This is a genomic window from Microbacterium sp. F51-2R (assembly GCF_052180235.1).
In the GTDB taxonomy this organism is placed as follows: domain Bacteria; phylum Actinomycetota; class Actinomycetes; order Actinomycetales; family Microbacteriaceae; genus Microbacterium.
The window spans coordinates 3856679-3872235 of the sequence record NZ_CP197470.1 but is presented as its reverse complement, the minus strand read 5'-3'; the positions used below and the strand labels follow the sequence as shown (position 1 = coordinate 3872235).

Annotated in this window: 16 protein-coding genes; 8 read left to right on the top strand and 8 right to left on the bottom strand. The window is 68.6% G+C overall.

The window, feature by feature from the left end; translation table 11 throughout:
- Positions 1 to 145: 145 nt before the first annotated feature.
- The 3 genes from ACSBPH_RS17040 to ACSBPH_RS17030 all read left to right on the top strand — a co-directional run bounded on the left by ACSBPH_RS17040 (position 146) and on the right by ACSBPH_RS17030 (position 2984).
- Complete coding sequence (locus ACSBPH_RS17040; protein WP_442575493.1) at positions 146 to 661, top strand: PKD domain-containing protein; 516 nt, start codon at positions 146 to 148, stop codon at positions 659 to 661.
- A 52-nt stretch (positions 662 to 713) separates the two neighbouring features.
- Positions 714 to 1664, top strand: a complete 951-nt coding sequence (locus ACSBPH_RS17035) for a 5'-3' exonuclease (RefSeq protein WP_442575492.1) — start codon at positions 714 to 716, stop codon at positions 1662 to 1664.
- 114 nt (positions 1665 to 1778) lie between these two features.
- Positions 1779 to 2984: a sensor histidine kinase gene (locus ACSBPH_RS17030; RefSeq protein ID WP_442575491.1), complete on the top strand. Its 1206-nt coding sequence runs from the start codon at positions 1779 to 1781 to the stop codon at positions 2982 to 2984.
- Between the two features lie 51 nt (positions 2985 to 3035).
- Here ACSBPH_RS17030 and ACSBPH_RS17025 read toward each other — a convergent pair whose 3' ends face one another.
- The 4 genes from ACSBPH_RS17025 to trpD form a co-directional block, all read right to left on the bottom strand.
- Positions 3036 to 3548: a ClbS/DfsB family four-helix bundle protein gene (locus ACSBPH_RS17025; protein WP_442575490.1), complete on the bottom strand. Its 513-nt coding sequence runs from the start codon at positions 3546 to 3548 to the stop codon at positions 3036 to 3038.
- Between the two features lie 86 nt (positions 3549 to 3634).
- Entirely contained in the window at positions 3635 to 4636 is a 1002-nt protein-coding gene (locus ACSBPH_RS17020) for a PHP domain-containing protein (RefSeq protein ID WP_442575489.1), read from the bottom strand.
- A gap of 40 nt (positions 4637 to 4676) precedes the next feature.
- Positions 4677 to 5165, bottom strand: a complete 489-nt coding sequence (locus ACSBPH_RS17015; protein ID WP_442575488.1) for an aromatic ring-opening dioxygenase LigA — start codon at positions 5163 to 5165, stop codon at positions 4677 to 4679.
- A 175-nt stretch (positions 5166 to 5340) separates the two neighbouring features.
- Positions 5341 to 6402 carry an anthranilate phosphoribosyltransferase gene (gene trpD / locus ACSBPH_RS17010; RefSeq protein WP_442575487.1) on the bottom strand — a complete coding sequence of 354 codons (1062 nt, stop codon included), beginning with the start codon at positions 6400 to 6402 and terminating at the stop codon, positions 5341 to 5343.
- Between the two features lie 167 nt (positions 6403 to 6569).
- Between trpD and ctaE the strand changes: the two genes are divergently transcribed.
- From ctaE to ACSBPH_RS16985, 5 genes are all read left to right on the top strand, one after another.
- Positions 6570 to 7214, top strand: a complete 645-nt coding sequence (gene ctaE / locus ACSBPH_RS17005; protein WP_442575486.1) for an aa3-type cytochrome oxidase subunit III — start codon at positions 6570 to 6572, stop codon at positions 7212 to 7214.
- 19 nt (positions 7215 to 7233) lie between these two features.
- Positions 7234 to 8034, top strand: coding sequence for a cytochrome bc1 complex diheme cytochrome c subunit (qcrC, locus tag ACSBPH_RS17000; protein ID WP_442575485.1), 801 nt, complete (start codon positions 7234 to 7236; stop codon positions 8032 to 8034).
- A 34-nt stretch (positions 8035 to 8068) separates the two neighbouring features.
- On the top strand, positions 8069 to 9127 hold the full coding sequence (qcrA, locus tag ACSBPH_RS16995; RefSeq protein ID WP_442575484.1) for a cytochrome bc1 complex Rieske iron-sulfur subunit: 1059 nt from the start codon (positions 8069 to 8071) through the stop codon (positions 9125 to 9127).
- A gap of 26 nt (positions 9128 to 9153) precedes the next feature.
- Complete coding sequence (qcrB, locus tag ACSBPH_RS16990) at positions 9154 to 10953, top strand: cytochrome bc1 complex cytochrome b subunit (protein ID WP_442577335.1); 1800 nt, start codon at positions 9154 to 9156, stop codon at positions 10951 to 10953.
- Positions 10954 to 11127: 174 nt separating this feature from the next.
- Positions 11128 to 11547 (top strand): rhodanese-like domain-containing protein, encoded by a 420-nt coding sequence (locus ACSBPH_RS16985; RefSeq protein WP_442575483.1) that lies wholly within the window; start codon positions 11128 to 11130, stop codon positions 11545 to 11547.
- 23 nt (positions 11548 to 11570) lie between these two features.
- On the opposite strand, the gene ACSBPH_RS16980 is transcribed toward ACSBPH_RS16985, so the two are convergent.
- Genes ACSBPH_RS16980 through ctaC form a run of 4 tightly spaced genes read right to left on the bottom strand, consistent with a single transcriptional unit; the run spans position 11571 to position 15511 of the window.
- A complete protein-coding gene (locus tag ACSBPH_RS16980) occupies positions 11571 to 12392 on the bottom strand; it encodes a PP2C family protein-serine/threonine phosphatase (RefSeq protein ID WP_442577334.1) in 822 nt (273 codons plus the stop codon).
- An 8-nt stretch (positions 12393 to 12400) separates the two neighbouring features.
- The gene (locus tag ACSBPH_RS16975) at positions 12401 to 12838 is read right to left on the bottom strand and encodes a cytochrome c oxidase subunit 4 (RefSeq protein WP_442575482.1); all 438 of its coding nucleotides are present in this window, start codon (positions 12836 to 12838) and stop codon (positions 12401 to 12403) included.
- 1 nt (position 12839) lies between these two features.
- Positions 12840 to 14603: an aa3-type cytochrome oxidase subunit I gene (gene ctaD / locus ACSBPH_RS16970; RefSeq protein WP_442575481.1), complete on the bottom strand. Its 1764-nt coding sequence runs from the start codon at positions 14601 to 14603 to the stop codon at positions 12840 to 12842.
- Between the two features lie 2 nt (positions 14604 to 14605).
- Positions 14606 to 15511, bottom strand: coding sequence for an aa3-type cytochrome oxidase subunit II (gene ctaC, locus ACSBPH_RS16965; RefSeq protein ID WP_442575480.1), 906 nt, complete (start codon positions 15509 to 15511; stop codon positions 14606 to 14608).
- Between the last annotated feature and the right edge of the window lie 46 nt (positions 15512 to 15557).

The window sequence follows — 15557 nt, the reverse complement described above, 5'->3', positions numbered from 1 at the left end:
CATCTCTAATTCGGGCTCTCAGGTCGATATCGGTGCGTCCGAGGATCGTCCCGGCTCCCCGAACCGGTCGGGCAGCGGCGCACACGAGTCCTCGGGCCCCCGCCAACCCGAGGGCCCACCTGCGACCGACGAGTGCGACAGCCCGATGTGTCGCCCGCTGTACTCGGTCGTCTCGCTTCCCGACATCACGATCGACGACCTCGCGTCCTTCCGCCCCGCCGCCCCCAGCCTCGCCGGTGAACCGGACGGATTCGGCGTCGTCGGGATGCCCGCCAACATCGTGGCCGCGGCATCCGAACAGACCATCCCCGGCAACCTCCTGGGGTGGGACGTCCTCGTCCGCTTCCGCCCCGCCGCGTACGTCTTCACCTATGGCGACGGCTCGACGCAGCGCACCACGACCGGCGGCTCCTCCTGGGCCGATCTGCGACAGGCGCAGTTCTCCCCGACCGCCACGAGCCACGTGTACCGCACCCGCGGCACCTACCCCGTATCGGTCACTGTGCAGTATTCAGCCGCCGTCGACTTCGGCACCGGCTGGCGACCCGTTCGGGGCTACGTCTCGGCGAGCGCGTCCGGCTACGACGTCCGCGTCGTCGAGGTCAAGACGGCCCTCGTCGACCGCACCTGCGCGGAGAACCCGACAGGCCCCGGCTGCTGACGTCGCACCGACGCGGAGCGCAGCGTCGGGGCCCCGTGCCAGGATGATCCCCATGCCCGACCGGCTCATGCTCCTCGATTCCGCGTCCCTCTACTTCCGCGCCTTCTACGGCGTTCCCGACACGGTCAAGGCGCCGGACGGCACACCCGTCAATGCCGTCCGAGGCTTCCTCGACATCATCACCAAGCTCGTCACGCTGTATCGCCCGACTCACCTCGTCGCCTGCTGGGACGACGACTGGCGGCCGCAGTGGCGGGTCGACCTCATCCCGTCGTACAAGACGCATCGCGTCGCCGAGGTCGTCGAAGCGGGACCCGACGTCGAGGTCGTGCCGGATCCGCTCGAGGCGCAGGTGCCGATCATCCGCGAAGCGCTCGCCGCGGTCGGCATCCAGATCGTCGGCGCGGCCGAGCACGAGGCCGACGACGTCATCGGCACGCTCGCGACGACCGCGTCGCAGCCCGTCGACATCGTGACCGGAGACCGCGACCTCTTCCAGCTCGTCGACGACGAGCGCGACGTCCGCGTCGTCTATACGGCGCGCGGCATGAGCAACCTCGAGGTCGTCACCGACGAGGTCGTCGTGAAGAAGTACGGCGTGCTCCCGAGCCAGTACGCCGACTTCGCCACGATGCGCGGCGACTCGTCCGACGGCCTCCCCGGCGTCGCGGGCATCGGCGAGAAGTCGGCCGCGAGCCTCCTCGCCGCGCACGGCGACCTCGCCGGCATCATCGCGGCCGCCGAGGCGGGCGCGGGGATGTCGGCCGGCGTCGCCGCCAAGATCACCAACGCCCTCCCCTATCTCGCCGTCGCGCCGACGGTCGTCGAGGTGGTGAAGAACCTCGACCTTCCGGCGGTCGACGCACGCCTGCGGCCGCTCGAGGAGCAGCAGAGGACGGATGCCGTGGCCCTCGCCGAACGCTGGGCGATCGGGTCCGCCATGACCCGCATCATCGACGCCTTCGACAAGCTCGACGCCGACGCGCCCGACGCCACCGCCTGACGTCGGCGCGCGAGAACACGCTCGGCGACGACGGCCGCGCGAACGACGGGCGCACGTCGCCTCCCGCCGCCACGCCGGACAACCGCCCAGGTTCGGCGGCGTAGCATCGAGCGCATGCCGGCGGCCGCGTGGAACGAGTCAGATCCACGCTTCCGCCCGTCCCCCGCCGTGAGGCTGTGGGGCCCTGTCTTCGTGTCGCTCCTCATCCAGGTGCCCGTGGCGACCGCCTTCTCGGTGTGGCAGCACGTTCCGCCGCTCTACGCCGTGGTGAGCGTCGCGCTGGCCGCGGCATCCGCTCTCGCCCTCGCGGGCGCCCGCCGCCGACCCGGACCGATCGTCGCGATCGTCGCGGCCCTCACGACGGCCGAACTCTTCGTCCCGCCTGACCTCGGACCCGTGTTCGTCGCGCTGGCATTCGCGGTCATCGGGGCCGTCGCGCGTGGTGCGCGGCTGTGGGCGCTCATCTCGGTCGGGGCGGCGTGGCTCGTCGCCGTCACGGCGAGCGGTGTGCTCGGGATGCCGTGGCATCCGTTCCGCATCGCTGTCGCGACCCTCCTGCTCGCGGCGTCCTTCGCGATCGGGGAGGCGATCCGGCTGCGTGCCGAGCGCGGACTCGAGCGGCGCGAGCGGGTCGCCGAGCGCGAGCGGACCCTCGAGCAGGAGGAGCGCACGCGCATCGCGCGCGAGCTGCACGACGTCCTCGCGCGCTCCCTCAGCCGCATCTCGGTGGAGTCCGGAGTGGGGCTGCGCCAGTTCGACCGCGAGCCCGAGCGTGCGCGCGAGGCGCTCACGAAGATCCGCGAGCTCAGCGGCACGGGGCTCGACGAAGTGCGCGGGGTGCTGGCGTTCCTGCGCGGCGACGACGGCGGCGCGCCGCAGACCGCTCCCCTCACCCCGCAGCCGCAGCTGGCCGACCTCCCGGCCCTCGTCACGCAGCGCACCGACCTCGGTCTCGTCGTCCGGCTCGACGATCGGCTCGGCGCCGAGAGCCCCGCGGGCACGACGCAGACGGCCGCCTACCGCATCGTGCAGGAGGCGCTCGCGAAGATCGTCCGCCGCTCCGGCGCTTCGAACGCCGCCGTGACGCTCGAGCGAGCCGATGGCGCGCCGGACGCACGACGGGGCGCGGGGGCGAGCGACTCGCTCCTCGTGCGCATCGAAGACGACGGTTCGGGCGGCGACCCGGATGCCGCCTCGGCCGCCGGCATCCGCAGCATGCGCGAGCGCGCGACGCTTGCGGGTGGAACTCTCGACATCCACGCCGGCGAGCGATCCGGCACGGTCGTCGAGGCCCGTCTTCCGTGGGACGGCCTCGCGTGATCCTCCCCGTGGGCGCGACGGCTCACGCCCTCGCGCACCCCGGCTCACGGACTACGGATGCTGCGGCACCGCCAACCCGGTCATGATGGCCTCGCGCGCCCAGGCGTAGTGATTGCCGCCGCATTCCAGGCAGAACTCGCCGAGGTGCGATCCGACCGTCCACGGGTAGGCCGCCTCGTCGAAGAGCTCCTCGTCGGAGTGCGCGCGCAGAAGTCTCTGCAGCCCCGCATGCGACAGGTCGAGCCGGTACTCGATCTCGGCGAGCGAAGCGTGCTGGTACCGGTCGCGCAGCACGACGTTGAGGGCGTCGAGCTCTCGCCAGGTGTATCCGTCGGCAGGGATGGCGGGCGTCCCCCCGATCATGCCCTCCTCGTACCAGCCCTCCAGCAGGAGGTGCCACGCAAGCAGGTGGGCGAGCACATCGCGGACGTTCCGGTCGCGCGCATCGCCCGCGAACGCCTCATCGATCCGACCGTCGTCGCGCAGCTGCGCGACGACCTGCTTCAGCTGTGCGAACTCGTCGTCGTTGCGCTGGATGAGCGCATCCCTCTGCTGCGTCGCCATCCGATCCCGCCTTTCCGCCTCCCGAGCTAGGCGCCCCCTGTCCCAGCCTCACGATACGCTCGCGCCCCTCGGCGCATGGCGAGGCCTCATCCCCCGCGACGGAGGCCGGTCCATTCTTTGAGCCGCGCGAGCGGCCACGTCGTCACGATGCGTTCGGGCGGCACGCCCAGTCGCTCGGCGCGCTCGGCCCCGTAGTCGATCAGGGAGAGCTGACCGGGCGCGTGCGCGTCCGAGTCGATCGAGAAGAGGCATCCGAGCGACATCGCCAGCTCGATCTGCTCGTCGGGCGGATCCTGACGTTCGGGCCGTGAGTTGATCTCGACGGCGACCCCGTGTGCGGCGCATGCCTCGAACACGGCCTCGGGCTCGAACGTCGACGGCGGGCGCGTGCCGCGGGACCCCTCGACCAGCCGTCCCGTGACGTGGCCGAGCACGTCGACGCGGGGGTTCGAGACCGCCGCGACGAGCCGCCGCGTCATGGGCCCCTTCTCCATGCGCAGCTTCGAGTGCGCGGATGCCACGACGATGTCGAGTTCGTCGAGCAGACCGGGTTCCTGGTCGAGGGCACCGGCGTCGAGGATGTCGACCTCGATGCCCCACAGCAGCGTGAAGCCCTCTCCGCTCTCGGCGGCGACGATGTCGCGCTGCTCGCGGAGCCGCTCGGCGGAGAGCCCGTTCGCGACGCGCAGGCGGGGGGAATGATCGGTGAGCGCGAGGTACTCGTGCCCGAGGGCGCGCCCCGCCGCCGCCATGAGGTCGATCGAGGTGAGGCCGTCCGACCACTCGCTGTGGCTGTGGAGGTCTCCCTTGAGGAGCTTGCGCAGCCCCGACTGCCGCTCGACGCCGGCGCGCTCGCGCAGGTCGGTGAGGTAGGCCGGAACCTCGCCCTCCAAGGCCTCCTGGATGACGGCGAAGGTCGAGTCGCCGATGCCCTTGCGACGACGGAGGGATGCGGCATCCCGAAGCTGCTCGTCGCTCAGCCCCGCGATCGCGTCGGCCGCCGCGCGGAACGCCTTGGACTTGTAGCGCGAGGCGCGCTCCCGCTCGAGGAGCGTCGCGATCTCGGTCAGGGCGTCGTAGGGGTTCATGTCGGGGTGGACGGGCGGACGCCCGCGGGTCGGGCCGGCGTCACGGCGCGGCGGCGAAAGGAGTTCGCTTGACGATGACGGGGGTGTCGGCCAGGCGGCGCAGAGCCCACCCGAACATGATGGCGAGGACGCCCATCGCGGCGGCGAACAGGCACACGCCGTATGCCACGACCGACGTGTAGAGCGAGGCCCGCAGGAACGACGCCTGCATCGCGGTGCTGCGCGCGGGGTCGTCCTGTGCGAGCTCGGCGTACGTCTTGCCGCCCGTGGCCTCCAGCGCGTGCTTGTTGATGATGTCGGCCTGCACGAAGGCGGTGAGCGGGCCCGTGACCTGCTGCCCCTGGAAGGCGATGGCGTCGTCGGGGACGGTGATGTTCTCGGCGGTCAGCTGGGTCGTGACCGAGATCCAGGCGATGACCGCGACGAGGATCAGGAGGATGCCTCCGATGATCCCGAGCACACCGACGACCTTGACGGCGCCGACCTTCTTGACGGGGTGTTCGATCGTGTCGGCGGCTGCGTCGGTCATGTCGTCCTCCTTGGCGAGACAGGGGCTTCAGACCACACGCTAGCGGCGCACCCCGACACGGAGGTACAACGGGTCGCGCGTGTTCGTCGGCGCTTCGCCGATCGCTGGGGAGGGCGTGCGCCGATCACCCGGCGAGCGACTCGGCTTCGGACAGGCGGCGCGCAGACTCGGCCGATCAGCCGGCGAGCGACCTCGTGACCGAGACCCACTCGTCGAGCTTCGCCGCGGCGCGGCCGTCGTCGATCGCCGCGGCCGCGTCGTCGCGCGCCTCGGCGAGACGCTCGAGGATCGGCCGCTGCACCTGCGAGGCGTCCCGGAAGAGCCGGTAGGCCACGATCCCGGCGGCGGCGTTGAGCACCACGATGTCGCGCACCGGCCCCTGCTCGGCCGCGAAGACCCGGTGGACGACCGCCGCGTTGTGCGCGGGGTCGCCGCCGAGGAGGTCGTCGATCTCGGCGAGCGGGATGCCGAGGTCGCGCGGGTCGAGGTCGTGCTCGTGGATGTCGCCGCGGCTGACCTCCCACAGGCGCGAGTGGCCCGTCGTGGTCAGCTCATCCAGTCCGTCGTCGCCGCGGAACACGAGCGCCGTCGCACCGCGCGTCTGGAAGACGCCCGTGATGAGCGGCACGCGGTCGAGGTGGGCGACGCCGACGGCATTGGCCTCGGCGCGCGCCGGGTTGCACAGCGGCCCGAGGAAGTTGAAGACCGTCGGCACGCCGAGCTCTGCCCGCGTCGAGCCGGCGTGGCGGAAGCCCGGGTGGAACGCCGAGGCGAACGCGAACGTGATGCCGGCGCGGTCGAGGGTCTCTGCGACCGCCTCGGGAGAGAGGTTCAGGTCGATCCCGAGCGCGCTGAGCACGTCGCTCGAGCCGGAGGAGGAGCTCGCGGCCTTGTTGCCGTGCTTGACGACGGGGACTCCGGATGCCGCGGCCACGACCGCTGCCATGGTCGAGACGTTGACGGTGCCGAAGCGGTCGCCGCCTGTGCCGACGATGTCGAGCACCTCGGCGTTGACGGGAAGCGGGAGCGCGGACTCGAGGATGGCGTCGCGGAACCCGACGATCTCGTCGACGGTCTCGCCCTTCGCCCGGAGGGCGACGAGGAATCCGCCGAGCTGCGAGGGCGTCGCCTCACCGCGCATGATCTTGCGCATCGCCCACGTCGACTCCGACACGCTGAGGTCGCGCTTGTCGAGAAGCGTCGTGAAGATTCCGGCCCAGGTGTACAGCTCCGCCATAAGCCAGAAGCCTAGTCGCGGCGCTCGCGGGGCTGCTTCGATGCGTCATCAGCACACTCACACCTGCCGCACGTGAGACTCCCGGCGTGCTCTGAGGCCCGCCTAACTTCGGCCGAAGCCAAATCGATGCCCTCCAGTGCGAATCTCCACGCCTGGAGTCAGCCATAATGGGGAGCGTGACGACCACGCCAGCGACCTATTCCCAGGCGATGCGGTCCGTCAAGCGGCCTGACCCGGTCGCCGTCGGAACCATCGTGTGGCTCGGCAGCGAGGTGATGTTCTTCGCGGGACTTTTCGCGATCTACTTCACCCTGCGCAACACCTCCCCTGAACTGTGGGCGGAGCGCACTGTCCTGCTCAACATCCCGTATGCGACGGTGAACACGATCATCCTCGTGCTCTCCTCCGTCACGTGCCAGATGGGCGTGTTCGCCGCCGAGCGATTCCAGTCCTACCGGACGGGCGGCTTCTTCAACGTCCGCAAGTGGGGCATGGTCGAGTGGTTCTACCTGACCTTCGTCATGGGCGCGATCTTCGTCTCCGGTCAGGTCTGGGAGTACGCCCAGCTCGTCACCGAGGGCATGCCGATCAATGCGGACTCGTACGCCTCGGCGTTCTACCTGACGACCGGCTTCCACGCCCTGCACGTCACCGGCGGCCTCATCGCCTTCCTCCTCGTGATCGGCCGCGCGTACGCGGTCAAGAACTTCGGTCGCAAGGAGATGACGACTTCGATCGTCGTCTCGTACTACTGGCACTTCGTGGATGTCGTGTGGATCGCACTGTTCCTCGTCATCTACTTCCTGAAATAGAGCGGAGCTGTACCCCGACATGGCACGAGTGACCAAGCGCCGCTCCAACGGACGCCGGAGCCCCTGGGCCGCGGCCGCCCTCATCGGCATCGGACTGCTCCTGACCGGCGGCGCCTATGCGGGCGCTTCCGCCGCGATGGCGAGCACCGGAGACACCCAGGCGAAGTCCGCGCTCACGGTCGAGGACGGCAAGAAGCTGTTCCAGGCCAACTGCGCCACCTGCCACGGTATGAACCTCCAGGGCACCGAGGCCGGCCCGTCGCTCTACGGCGTGGGTGAGCTTGCCGTCGAGTTCCAGGTCGCGACCGGGCGCATGCCCCTCGCGGCGCAGGCGCCCCAGGCACCGCAGAAGCCCGTCCAGTTCACCGAGGACGAGATCAAGGCCATGGCCGCGTTCGTCCAGCAGACCTCGCCCGGCCCGACGTACCCCTCCGAAGAGGTCCTCGACGGCAAGGGCGACGTCGCGCGCGGCGCGGAGCTGTTCCGCATCAACTGCGCCATGTGCCACAACGTCGCCGGTGCCGGCGGCGCCCTGACGGAGGGCAAGTACGCTCCCGCCCTCCACGAGACCAGCGCGCTGCACATGTACGCCGCGATGGTCACCGGACCCCAGAACATGCCGGTCTTCAGCGACATGAACCTCTCCACGGAAGACAAGCGCGACATCATCTCGTCGCTGCTCTTCCAGCAGGAGGCGGTGTCGGTGGGTGGCTTCACACTGGGATCGCTCGGCCCGGTCTCCGAAGGTCTGTTCATCTGGATCTTCGGCATCGGCACCCTGATCGCGATCACGGTGTGGATCACCGCGAAGTCCAACTGACGTATCACTGAAGAGAAGCACCAAGAGGAGAGCCATGGCACACGAGGACGACCCGCTCGAGCACGAGAGGGCTTCCTGGAAGCCTTCGTCGGGGCTCGCGGTCGCGGTCCCCGACAAGGTGCAGACCCCGGAGCTCCCGCCGCACCGCGAGCGTATGACCGACCAGGACCCGGCGGCCATGAAGCGCGCGGTCCGGACGGTCTACACGCTGTTCTACCTGTCGGTCGCCGCGAGCATCTGGGCGATCGCCGCGTACATGCTGTTCCCGATCGAAGACGGCTCGCTCGTCAGCGTCCGCGACAACAACCTCTTCGTCGGCCTCGGCATCGCACTCGCCCTGCTTGCGATCGGCCTCGGCGCGATCCACTGGTCGAAGGCGATCATGTCCGACAAGGAGTTCATCGAGCCCCGCCACGCGACGCGCGGTCGTGACTCGACGCGCGCCGCCGCGATCAAGGCGTTCGAGGACGCCAACGAGGAGTCCGGCTTCGGTCGTCGCGCGATGATCCGCAACTCCCTCATCGCCGCCGTCGTCGCGTCGGTGCTGCCGGGCGTGACGCTGTTCCGCGGTCTCGCGCCGCAGAACGTCAACCCCGTCGAGGCGCTCAGCCACACGATGTGGGAGAAGGGCATGCGCCTCGCGCGCGACCCCGAGGGCACCCCGATCCTGGCGTCCGAGGTCACTCTCGGCTCTGCCTTCCACGTGATCCCCGAGCCTCTGGCCGACCTCGACCACAGCGAGGGCTACCTCGAGGAGAAGGCCAAGGCGATCGTGCTCCTCATGCGCCTCCTGCCCGAGCAGCTCCCCGCCGATCAGAACAAGCTCGAGTGGAGCTACGACGGCATCGTGGCCTACTCCAAGGTCTGCACGCACGTCGGCTGCCCCGTCGCGCTGTACGAGCAGCAGACCCACCACCTGCTCTGCCCGTGCCACCAGTCGCAGTTCGACGTGTCGCGTAGCGCAGCGGTCATCTTCGGGCCTGCGGCTCGCCCGCTCCCGCAGCTGCCCATCACCGTCGACGGCGAAGGTTACCTGGTCGCGCAGAGCGACTTCAACGAGCCCGTCGGCCCGAGCTTCTGGGAGCGCCATTGAGTACCGCGACTCACCCCTCGGAGAACGTGACGCTCGAGCCCGCCTCCGCGCCCGGTGCGACACGTGACAAGCCCCTCGGCGGTCGCTTCGTCGGGGCAGCCTCGAACTACATCGACGAGCGCACGAGCCTGTCCGGCTTCGTCAAGGAGCTCGGCCGCAAGATCTTCCCCGACCACTGGTCGTTCATGCTGGGCGAGATCGCGCTGTGGAGCTTCGTCGTCGTGCTCCTGTCGGGCACGTTCCTGACGTTCTTCTTCCAGGCCTCGATGGTTCCCACCCACTACACGGGTGCGTACCTTCCGATGCGCGGCGTCGAGATGTCGGCCGCGCTGGACTCCACGCTCCGCCTGTCGTTCGACATCCGCGGCGGTCTCCTCGTCCGTCAGATCCACCACTGGGCGGCCCTGACCTTCGTGGCCGGCATCGGCGTGCACATGCTCCGCGTGTTCTTCACCGGCGCGTTCCGCAAGCCGCGCGAGCTCAACTGGGTCATCGGTTTCGTGCTGTTCATCCTCGCGATGGGCGAAGGCTTCACGGGCTACTCCCTCCCCGACGACCTGCTCTCCGGCAACGGCCTGCGCATCATCGACGGCATGATCAAGGGCATCCCGCTGATCGGCACGTGGACCTCGTTCCTGCTGTTCGGCGGCGAGTTCCCGGGCGACCAGATCGTCGGCCGCCTGTACACGCTCCACATCCTGCTGCTGCCCGCGATCCTCGTCGGCCTGCTCGTGCTGCACCTCATGCTGATGGTGATCAACAAGCACACTCAGTTCGCCGGGCCCGCCCGCACCAACAGCAATGTCGTGGGCTACCCGATGATGCCGGTCTACATGACGAAGATGGGCGGGTTCCTCTTCATCACGTTCGGTGTCATCGTGCTGATCGCCTCGCTGTTCACGATCAACCCGATCTGGAACTACGGGCCGTACGACCCCTCCCCCGTCTCCGCCGGTACTCAGCCCGACTGGTACATCGGCTTCGCCGACGGCATGCTGCGACTCATCCCGCCGCACCTCGAGACGTACTGGTTCGGGTTCACCTGGTCGTGGAACATCCTGATCCCGCTCGGTATCATCGGACTGTTCATCGTGCTCGTCCTCATCTACCCCTTCATCGAGGGGTGGATCACGGGCGACAAGCGGGAGCACCACATCGCCCAGCGTCCCCGCAACGCGGCGACGCGCACCGCGATCGGCGCAGCCGGCGTCACGTTCTACGCGGTCATGTGGGCGGCGGCCTCGTCCGACCTCATCGCGACGCACTTCAAGCTCACGATGGAGGGCGTGATCCACACCCTTCAGGCTCTCCTGATCCTGGGCCCGATCATCGCCTACTTCGTCACGAAGCGCATGTGTCTGGCGCTGCAGAAGAAGGACCGCGAGATCCTCCTCCACGGCTACGAGTCCGGTCGCATCGTCCGCCTCCCCGGCGGCGAGTACATCGAGGTGCACCAGCCGGTCGATCAGTTCGACCGCTGGAAGCTCGTCGACTACGACGCGTACGAGCCGCTCGTCGTGCGTCCCAACTCGCGTGGCCGCATCCCGTGGCACGAGAACCTCCGCGCTTCGATCTCGCGCTGGTTCTTCGAGGACCGCCTCACTCCGGTGACCCAGGCCGAACTCGACGCCGCCTCGGCGCACCAGCACCACGAGCTCGACCACATCGCCACCGAGAAGGACCTCGAGATCCAGGGTGCGCACGAGCGGGCCGGCGTGCCGGACGCTCCGCACGTGCCGATCGACGACGGCCGTCACGGCGAGACCGCCAACCGCCCCTCGAACGTCATCATCCCCGATGACGACGAGAACGGCACCAAGAAGTAAGAGCGCTTCACTGACGGATGCCTCGGCGCCGCCCCACACCCGGGTGCAGCGCCGAGGCATCCGTCGTTTGCGCTCGTATGACAGCCACCGGGGGCGGCAGGTCGGCAGGAATCCGCCGATGTGCGTCAGACGCCCAGGGCCGGCGACGGATGCCTCGTGACTAGCCTGGGAGTCATGACCGAAGCGTTCGATTACTTCTCCGCCAAGCTCCGTCTCGAGACCGACGCCTCCGACGTGTACGCGGCACAGAAGGCCGGGGAGGATGTCATGCTCGTCGACGTCCGCAGCGACGAGGCGTGGGCTCGGGGACGGATCGTGGGCGCCCTACACATCCCGTACCGCGAGATCGCCGCGCGCGCGCCGCAGGAGATCCCGAAGGGCGCCGCCGTCGTCGTGTACTGCTGGAGTCCCGGATGCAACGCGGGGGCGAAGGGCGCCCTGGAATTCGCGAAGCTCGGGTACTCCGTGCGCGAGATGATCGGCGGCTACGAGTACTGGGTGCGCGAGGGCCAGCCCACTGAGAACGACGAGGGTGCGCTCCCCCGCGTCTTCGACTCGCAGGTCATGGTCGTGCGGCAGCGCGTCTCGGGCTGACAAGAGCCGGATGCGTTCCGCTCTCAGGCTGACGCGGCGCCGCGGTCGTTCGCGTCGAGGTCTGCGATCGACTCCGAGAACCGGTCCTCGGCGGCGCCGCGGAACACCGGGCGGCGGTGGAGCGCGACGTCCTCTGCGACATCGCACACGACGGCGGTGACATTGTCACGGGAGCCGGCCTCGAGGGCGAGCCGCACCACGGCGTCAGCGGCTTCCTGCGGCGCTTCCGCGGCGAGGATGTCGATGAGGGCGTCGTCGGGCAGGTAGTCGCTCACGCCGTCGCTGCACAGCAGCCAGCGGTCACCGTGACGGGCCTGACGCTCCGTGACGGCGATGCGGTCGTCTTCGCTGCCTCGCAGCGACGCCGTGATGACGTTGCGCTGCGGGTGGGACGCAGCATCCGCCTGTCCTACCACTCCGCTGTCGACGAGCAGCTGCACGAACGAGTCGTCGCGCGTCTCGCGCGACATGGCACCGTCACGCAGCAGGTAGGCGCGTGAGTCGCCCGTGTGCGCGAGGAGGATCTTGCCGGCGGGGCTGAAGAACACCCCGGTGAACGTCGTCGCCATGCCGTCGAGCGCGGAGTCGCGCTCGACCAGCGCACGGAGGTCCCAATTCGCGACACGCATCAGCGTCGCGAGCTGCTCGACATCGATCGGGCCGCGGGCGCCGGCCATGAGCCGGTGTACGAAGACCGATGACGCGATCTCGCCCGCCGGGCCGCCGCCGACGCCATCAGCGACGGCAGCGGCCCATGCAGACGTGAACGCGCTGTCCTGGTTGACGGACCGATGCGGGCCGACGTCCGACGTCGCCGCCGCGACGAGCCCGAGACCGGAGAGCAGAAGACCGCTCAGCGTGCGAAGTGACCGCGGTAGTACTCGTACACCCAGCCGACGATCGCGATGACGAAGACGCCCAGACCGATCGGGAAGAGCCACACCCCCACGGCGAGGCCGAGGATGGCGAGGGCCGCCGAGAACGCGAGCACGATCGGCCACCACGACCACGGGCTGAACTCGCCCAGCTCGGGGTCGCCGTCGTCGATGTCGGCGGTGAGGATGTCTTCGGGAAGCTCACCACGCTGCGCGTTGTGCACGCGGCTCATGTAGAACGCGATGAGCGCTCCCATGAAGGCCGTGAACAGAAGCGCGACGCTGCCGACCCACTCGATTCGGTGGTACCACACCGCCACGTCAGGGTGCGCGACGATGTTCCACACCGTGTAGAGCACGGCGACCACCACGAAGAAGATGCTCAGGATCCACCAGAGCCCTGTATTGGTGCGCATGTTACTTCACCGCTCCCTTCGCGCCGTCGACGACCGGGGCGTCGGGAGCATCCTTCGCGGGGCCGACGCCGACAGGCAGTCCGGCCTCCGGGTGGTTGAGGTCGAACGCCGGACGCTCGCTGCGGATGCGCGGGATCGACGTGAAGTTGTGGCGCGGCGGCGGGCAGCTCGTCGCCCACTCCAGCGACGCGCCATACCCCCACGGGTCGTTGACCGTGACCCGGGGCGCCTTGCGTGCCGTGATCCAGACGTTGAAGAGGAACGGGATCATCGAGGCGCCGAGGAGCATGGCGCCCACCGTCGAGACCTGGTTCTCCCACGTCCACCCGTCGGCGGCGGAGTAGTCCGCGTAGCGACGGGCCATGCCGTCGACGCCGAGCCAGTGCTGGATCAGGAAGGTCATGTGGAAGCCGACGAACAGCATCCAGAAGTGGACGTAGCCCAGACGCTCGTTGAGCATCTTGCCGGTCCACTTGGGCCACCAGAAGTAGAAGCCCGAGAACATCGCGAACACGACGGTGCCGAACACGACGTAGTGGAAGTGCGCCACGACGAAGTAGGAGTCGGACAGGTGGAAGTCCAGCGGCGGCGAGGCGAGGATGACACCGGTCAGACCGCCGAACACGAAGGACACGAGGAAGCCGAGCGCGAAGACCATGGGCGTCTCGAAGGTGACGGATCCTCGCCACATCGTTCCGATCCAGTTGAAGATCTTCACACCGGTCGGCACCGCGATGAGCATCGTCATGAGGGCGAAGAACGGCAGGAGGACAGCGCCCGTGACGTACATGTGGTGCGCCCACACCGCGACCGACAGCGCCGCGATGGAGATGGTCGCGTAGACGAGGGTCTTGTACCCGAAGATCGGCTTGCGGCTGAAGACCGGGAAGACCTCCGAGACGATGCCGAAGAAGGGCAGCGCGATGATGTACACCTCGGGGTGGCCGAAGAACCAGAAGAGGTGCTGCCACAGGAGCACACCGCCGTTGGCCGGGTCGTAGATGTGGGCGCCGAGGACGCGGTCGGCGGCGGCCGCCAGGATCGCGGCGGCGAGCACCGGGAACGCCATCAGGATCAGGATGCTGGTGATCAGCGTGTTCCAGGAGAAGATCGGCATCCGCCACATCGTCATGCCCGGGGCGCGCATCGTGATGACCGTCGTGATGAAGTTGACGGCACCGAGGATCGTGCCGAAACCGCTCATGCCGAGGCCGAGCATCCAGAGGTTTCCGCCGATGCCTGGTGAGAAGCTCGCATTGGCAAGCGGCTGATAGGCGAACCAGCCGAAGGCCGCCGCACCCTGCGGGGTGAGGAAGCCGGCGACGGCGATCGTCGAGCCGAAGAGGAAGAGCCAGAAGGCGAAGGCGTTCAGACGCGGGAACGCGACATCCGGCGCACCGATCTGCAGCGGCAGGATCGCGTTCGCGAAGCCCGCGAACAGCGGCGTCGCGAACATGAGCAGCATGATCGTGCCGTGCATCGTGAAGAGCTGGTTGTACTGCTCCTTCGTCGGCACGATCTGCATGCCGGGCTCGAAGAGCTCGGCGCGGATGATGAGCGCCATGACGCCACCGAGCATGAAGAACAGCACGGAGGCGATCAGGTACATGTAACCGATCGTCTTGTGGTCGGTGGAGGTGATCCACTTGACGATGATGTTGCCCTTCTGCTCGACGCGCGAAGCGCTGAGCAGGGCGGCCTGGCGAGGCGGCATCGTGGAGGGACGGCTCTGAGTCGTCTCCTGGAGTGGGAGCGTCGTTGCCATGATCAGTCGTTTTCTTCCTCGTCGGTTGTGGTCTCGCCGGTACCGGGCAGGTTGCCGAGGCGGTCGTAGGCGTCGGTGATGCTGCCCGTCTGGCCCTTCTCACGGAGGGACGCGAGGTAGTCCTCGTACTCGGACTCGCTCACGACCTTGACGTTGAAGAGCATCGCCGAGTGGTACTCGCCGCAGAGCTCGGCGCACTTGCCGGCGTAGGTGCCCTCGCGAGTCGGCGTGAACGACCAGTAGTTGTCACGCCCGATGTACATGTCCTTCTTGTAGAGGAAGTCGATGATCCAGAAGGAGTGGATGACATCGCGCGACTGGAGCTGGATCTTCACCGACTTGTCGACGGGGAGGTACAGCGTCGGAAGCTTGGCCTGGTCGACGTCGCCGTTGGCCGCGGGCTCGGCCTGCACACCCATCGACCACACGGCGTCGGAGCCGTCCTTCTGGTCGCCGTTGTACTGGAAGTCCCACGCCCACTGCTTGCCGATCGCCGTGATCGACACGTCGGGGTTCTCGGTCTGCGTCTCGAGGATCGTCTGGTCGCGCGCCGTGAAGGCGAAGAACCCGATCACGAGGATGAGCGGCACGATCGTGTAGAAGATCTCGATCGGCATGTTGTAGCGCAGCTGCACCGGGAGGCCGGTCTGGCCCTTGCGGCGGCGGTAGACGATCGCCGCCCAGCCCATGAGGCCCCACGTGATGATGCCGACGACCAGCAGCACGATCCAGGAGTTGACCCAGAGGCCCGCCACCATGTCGGTGTGGTTCGTCGCGGGCTTCGCGTTGGGGTCTTCGAAGCCGGGCAGGAAGCCGTGGAGTTCGGTCGAGCTGCACCCGGCCAGAACGACTACCGCTGCGATCCCGACGGGAGCCAGAGCCCAGCGGAGACGACGTTTCGAGGGCACGATGCACCTTTCCGGTCATGTGAGAGAACTCCCGCCAGTCTAGGGC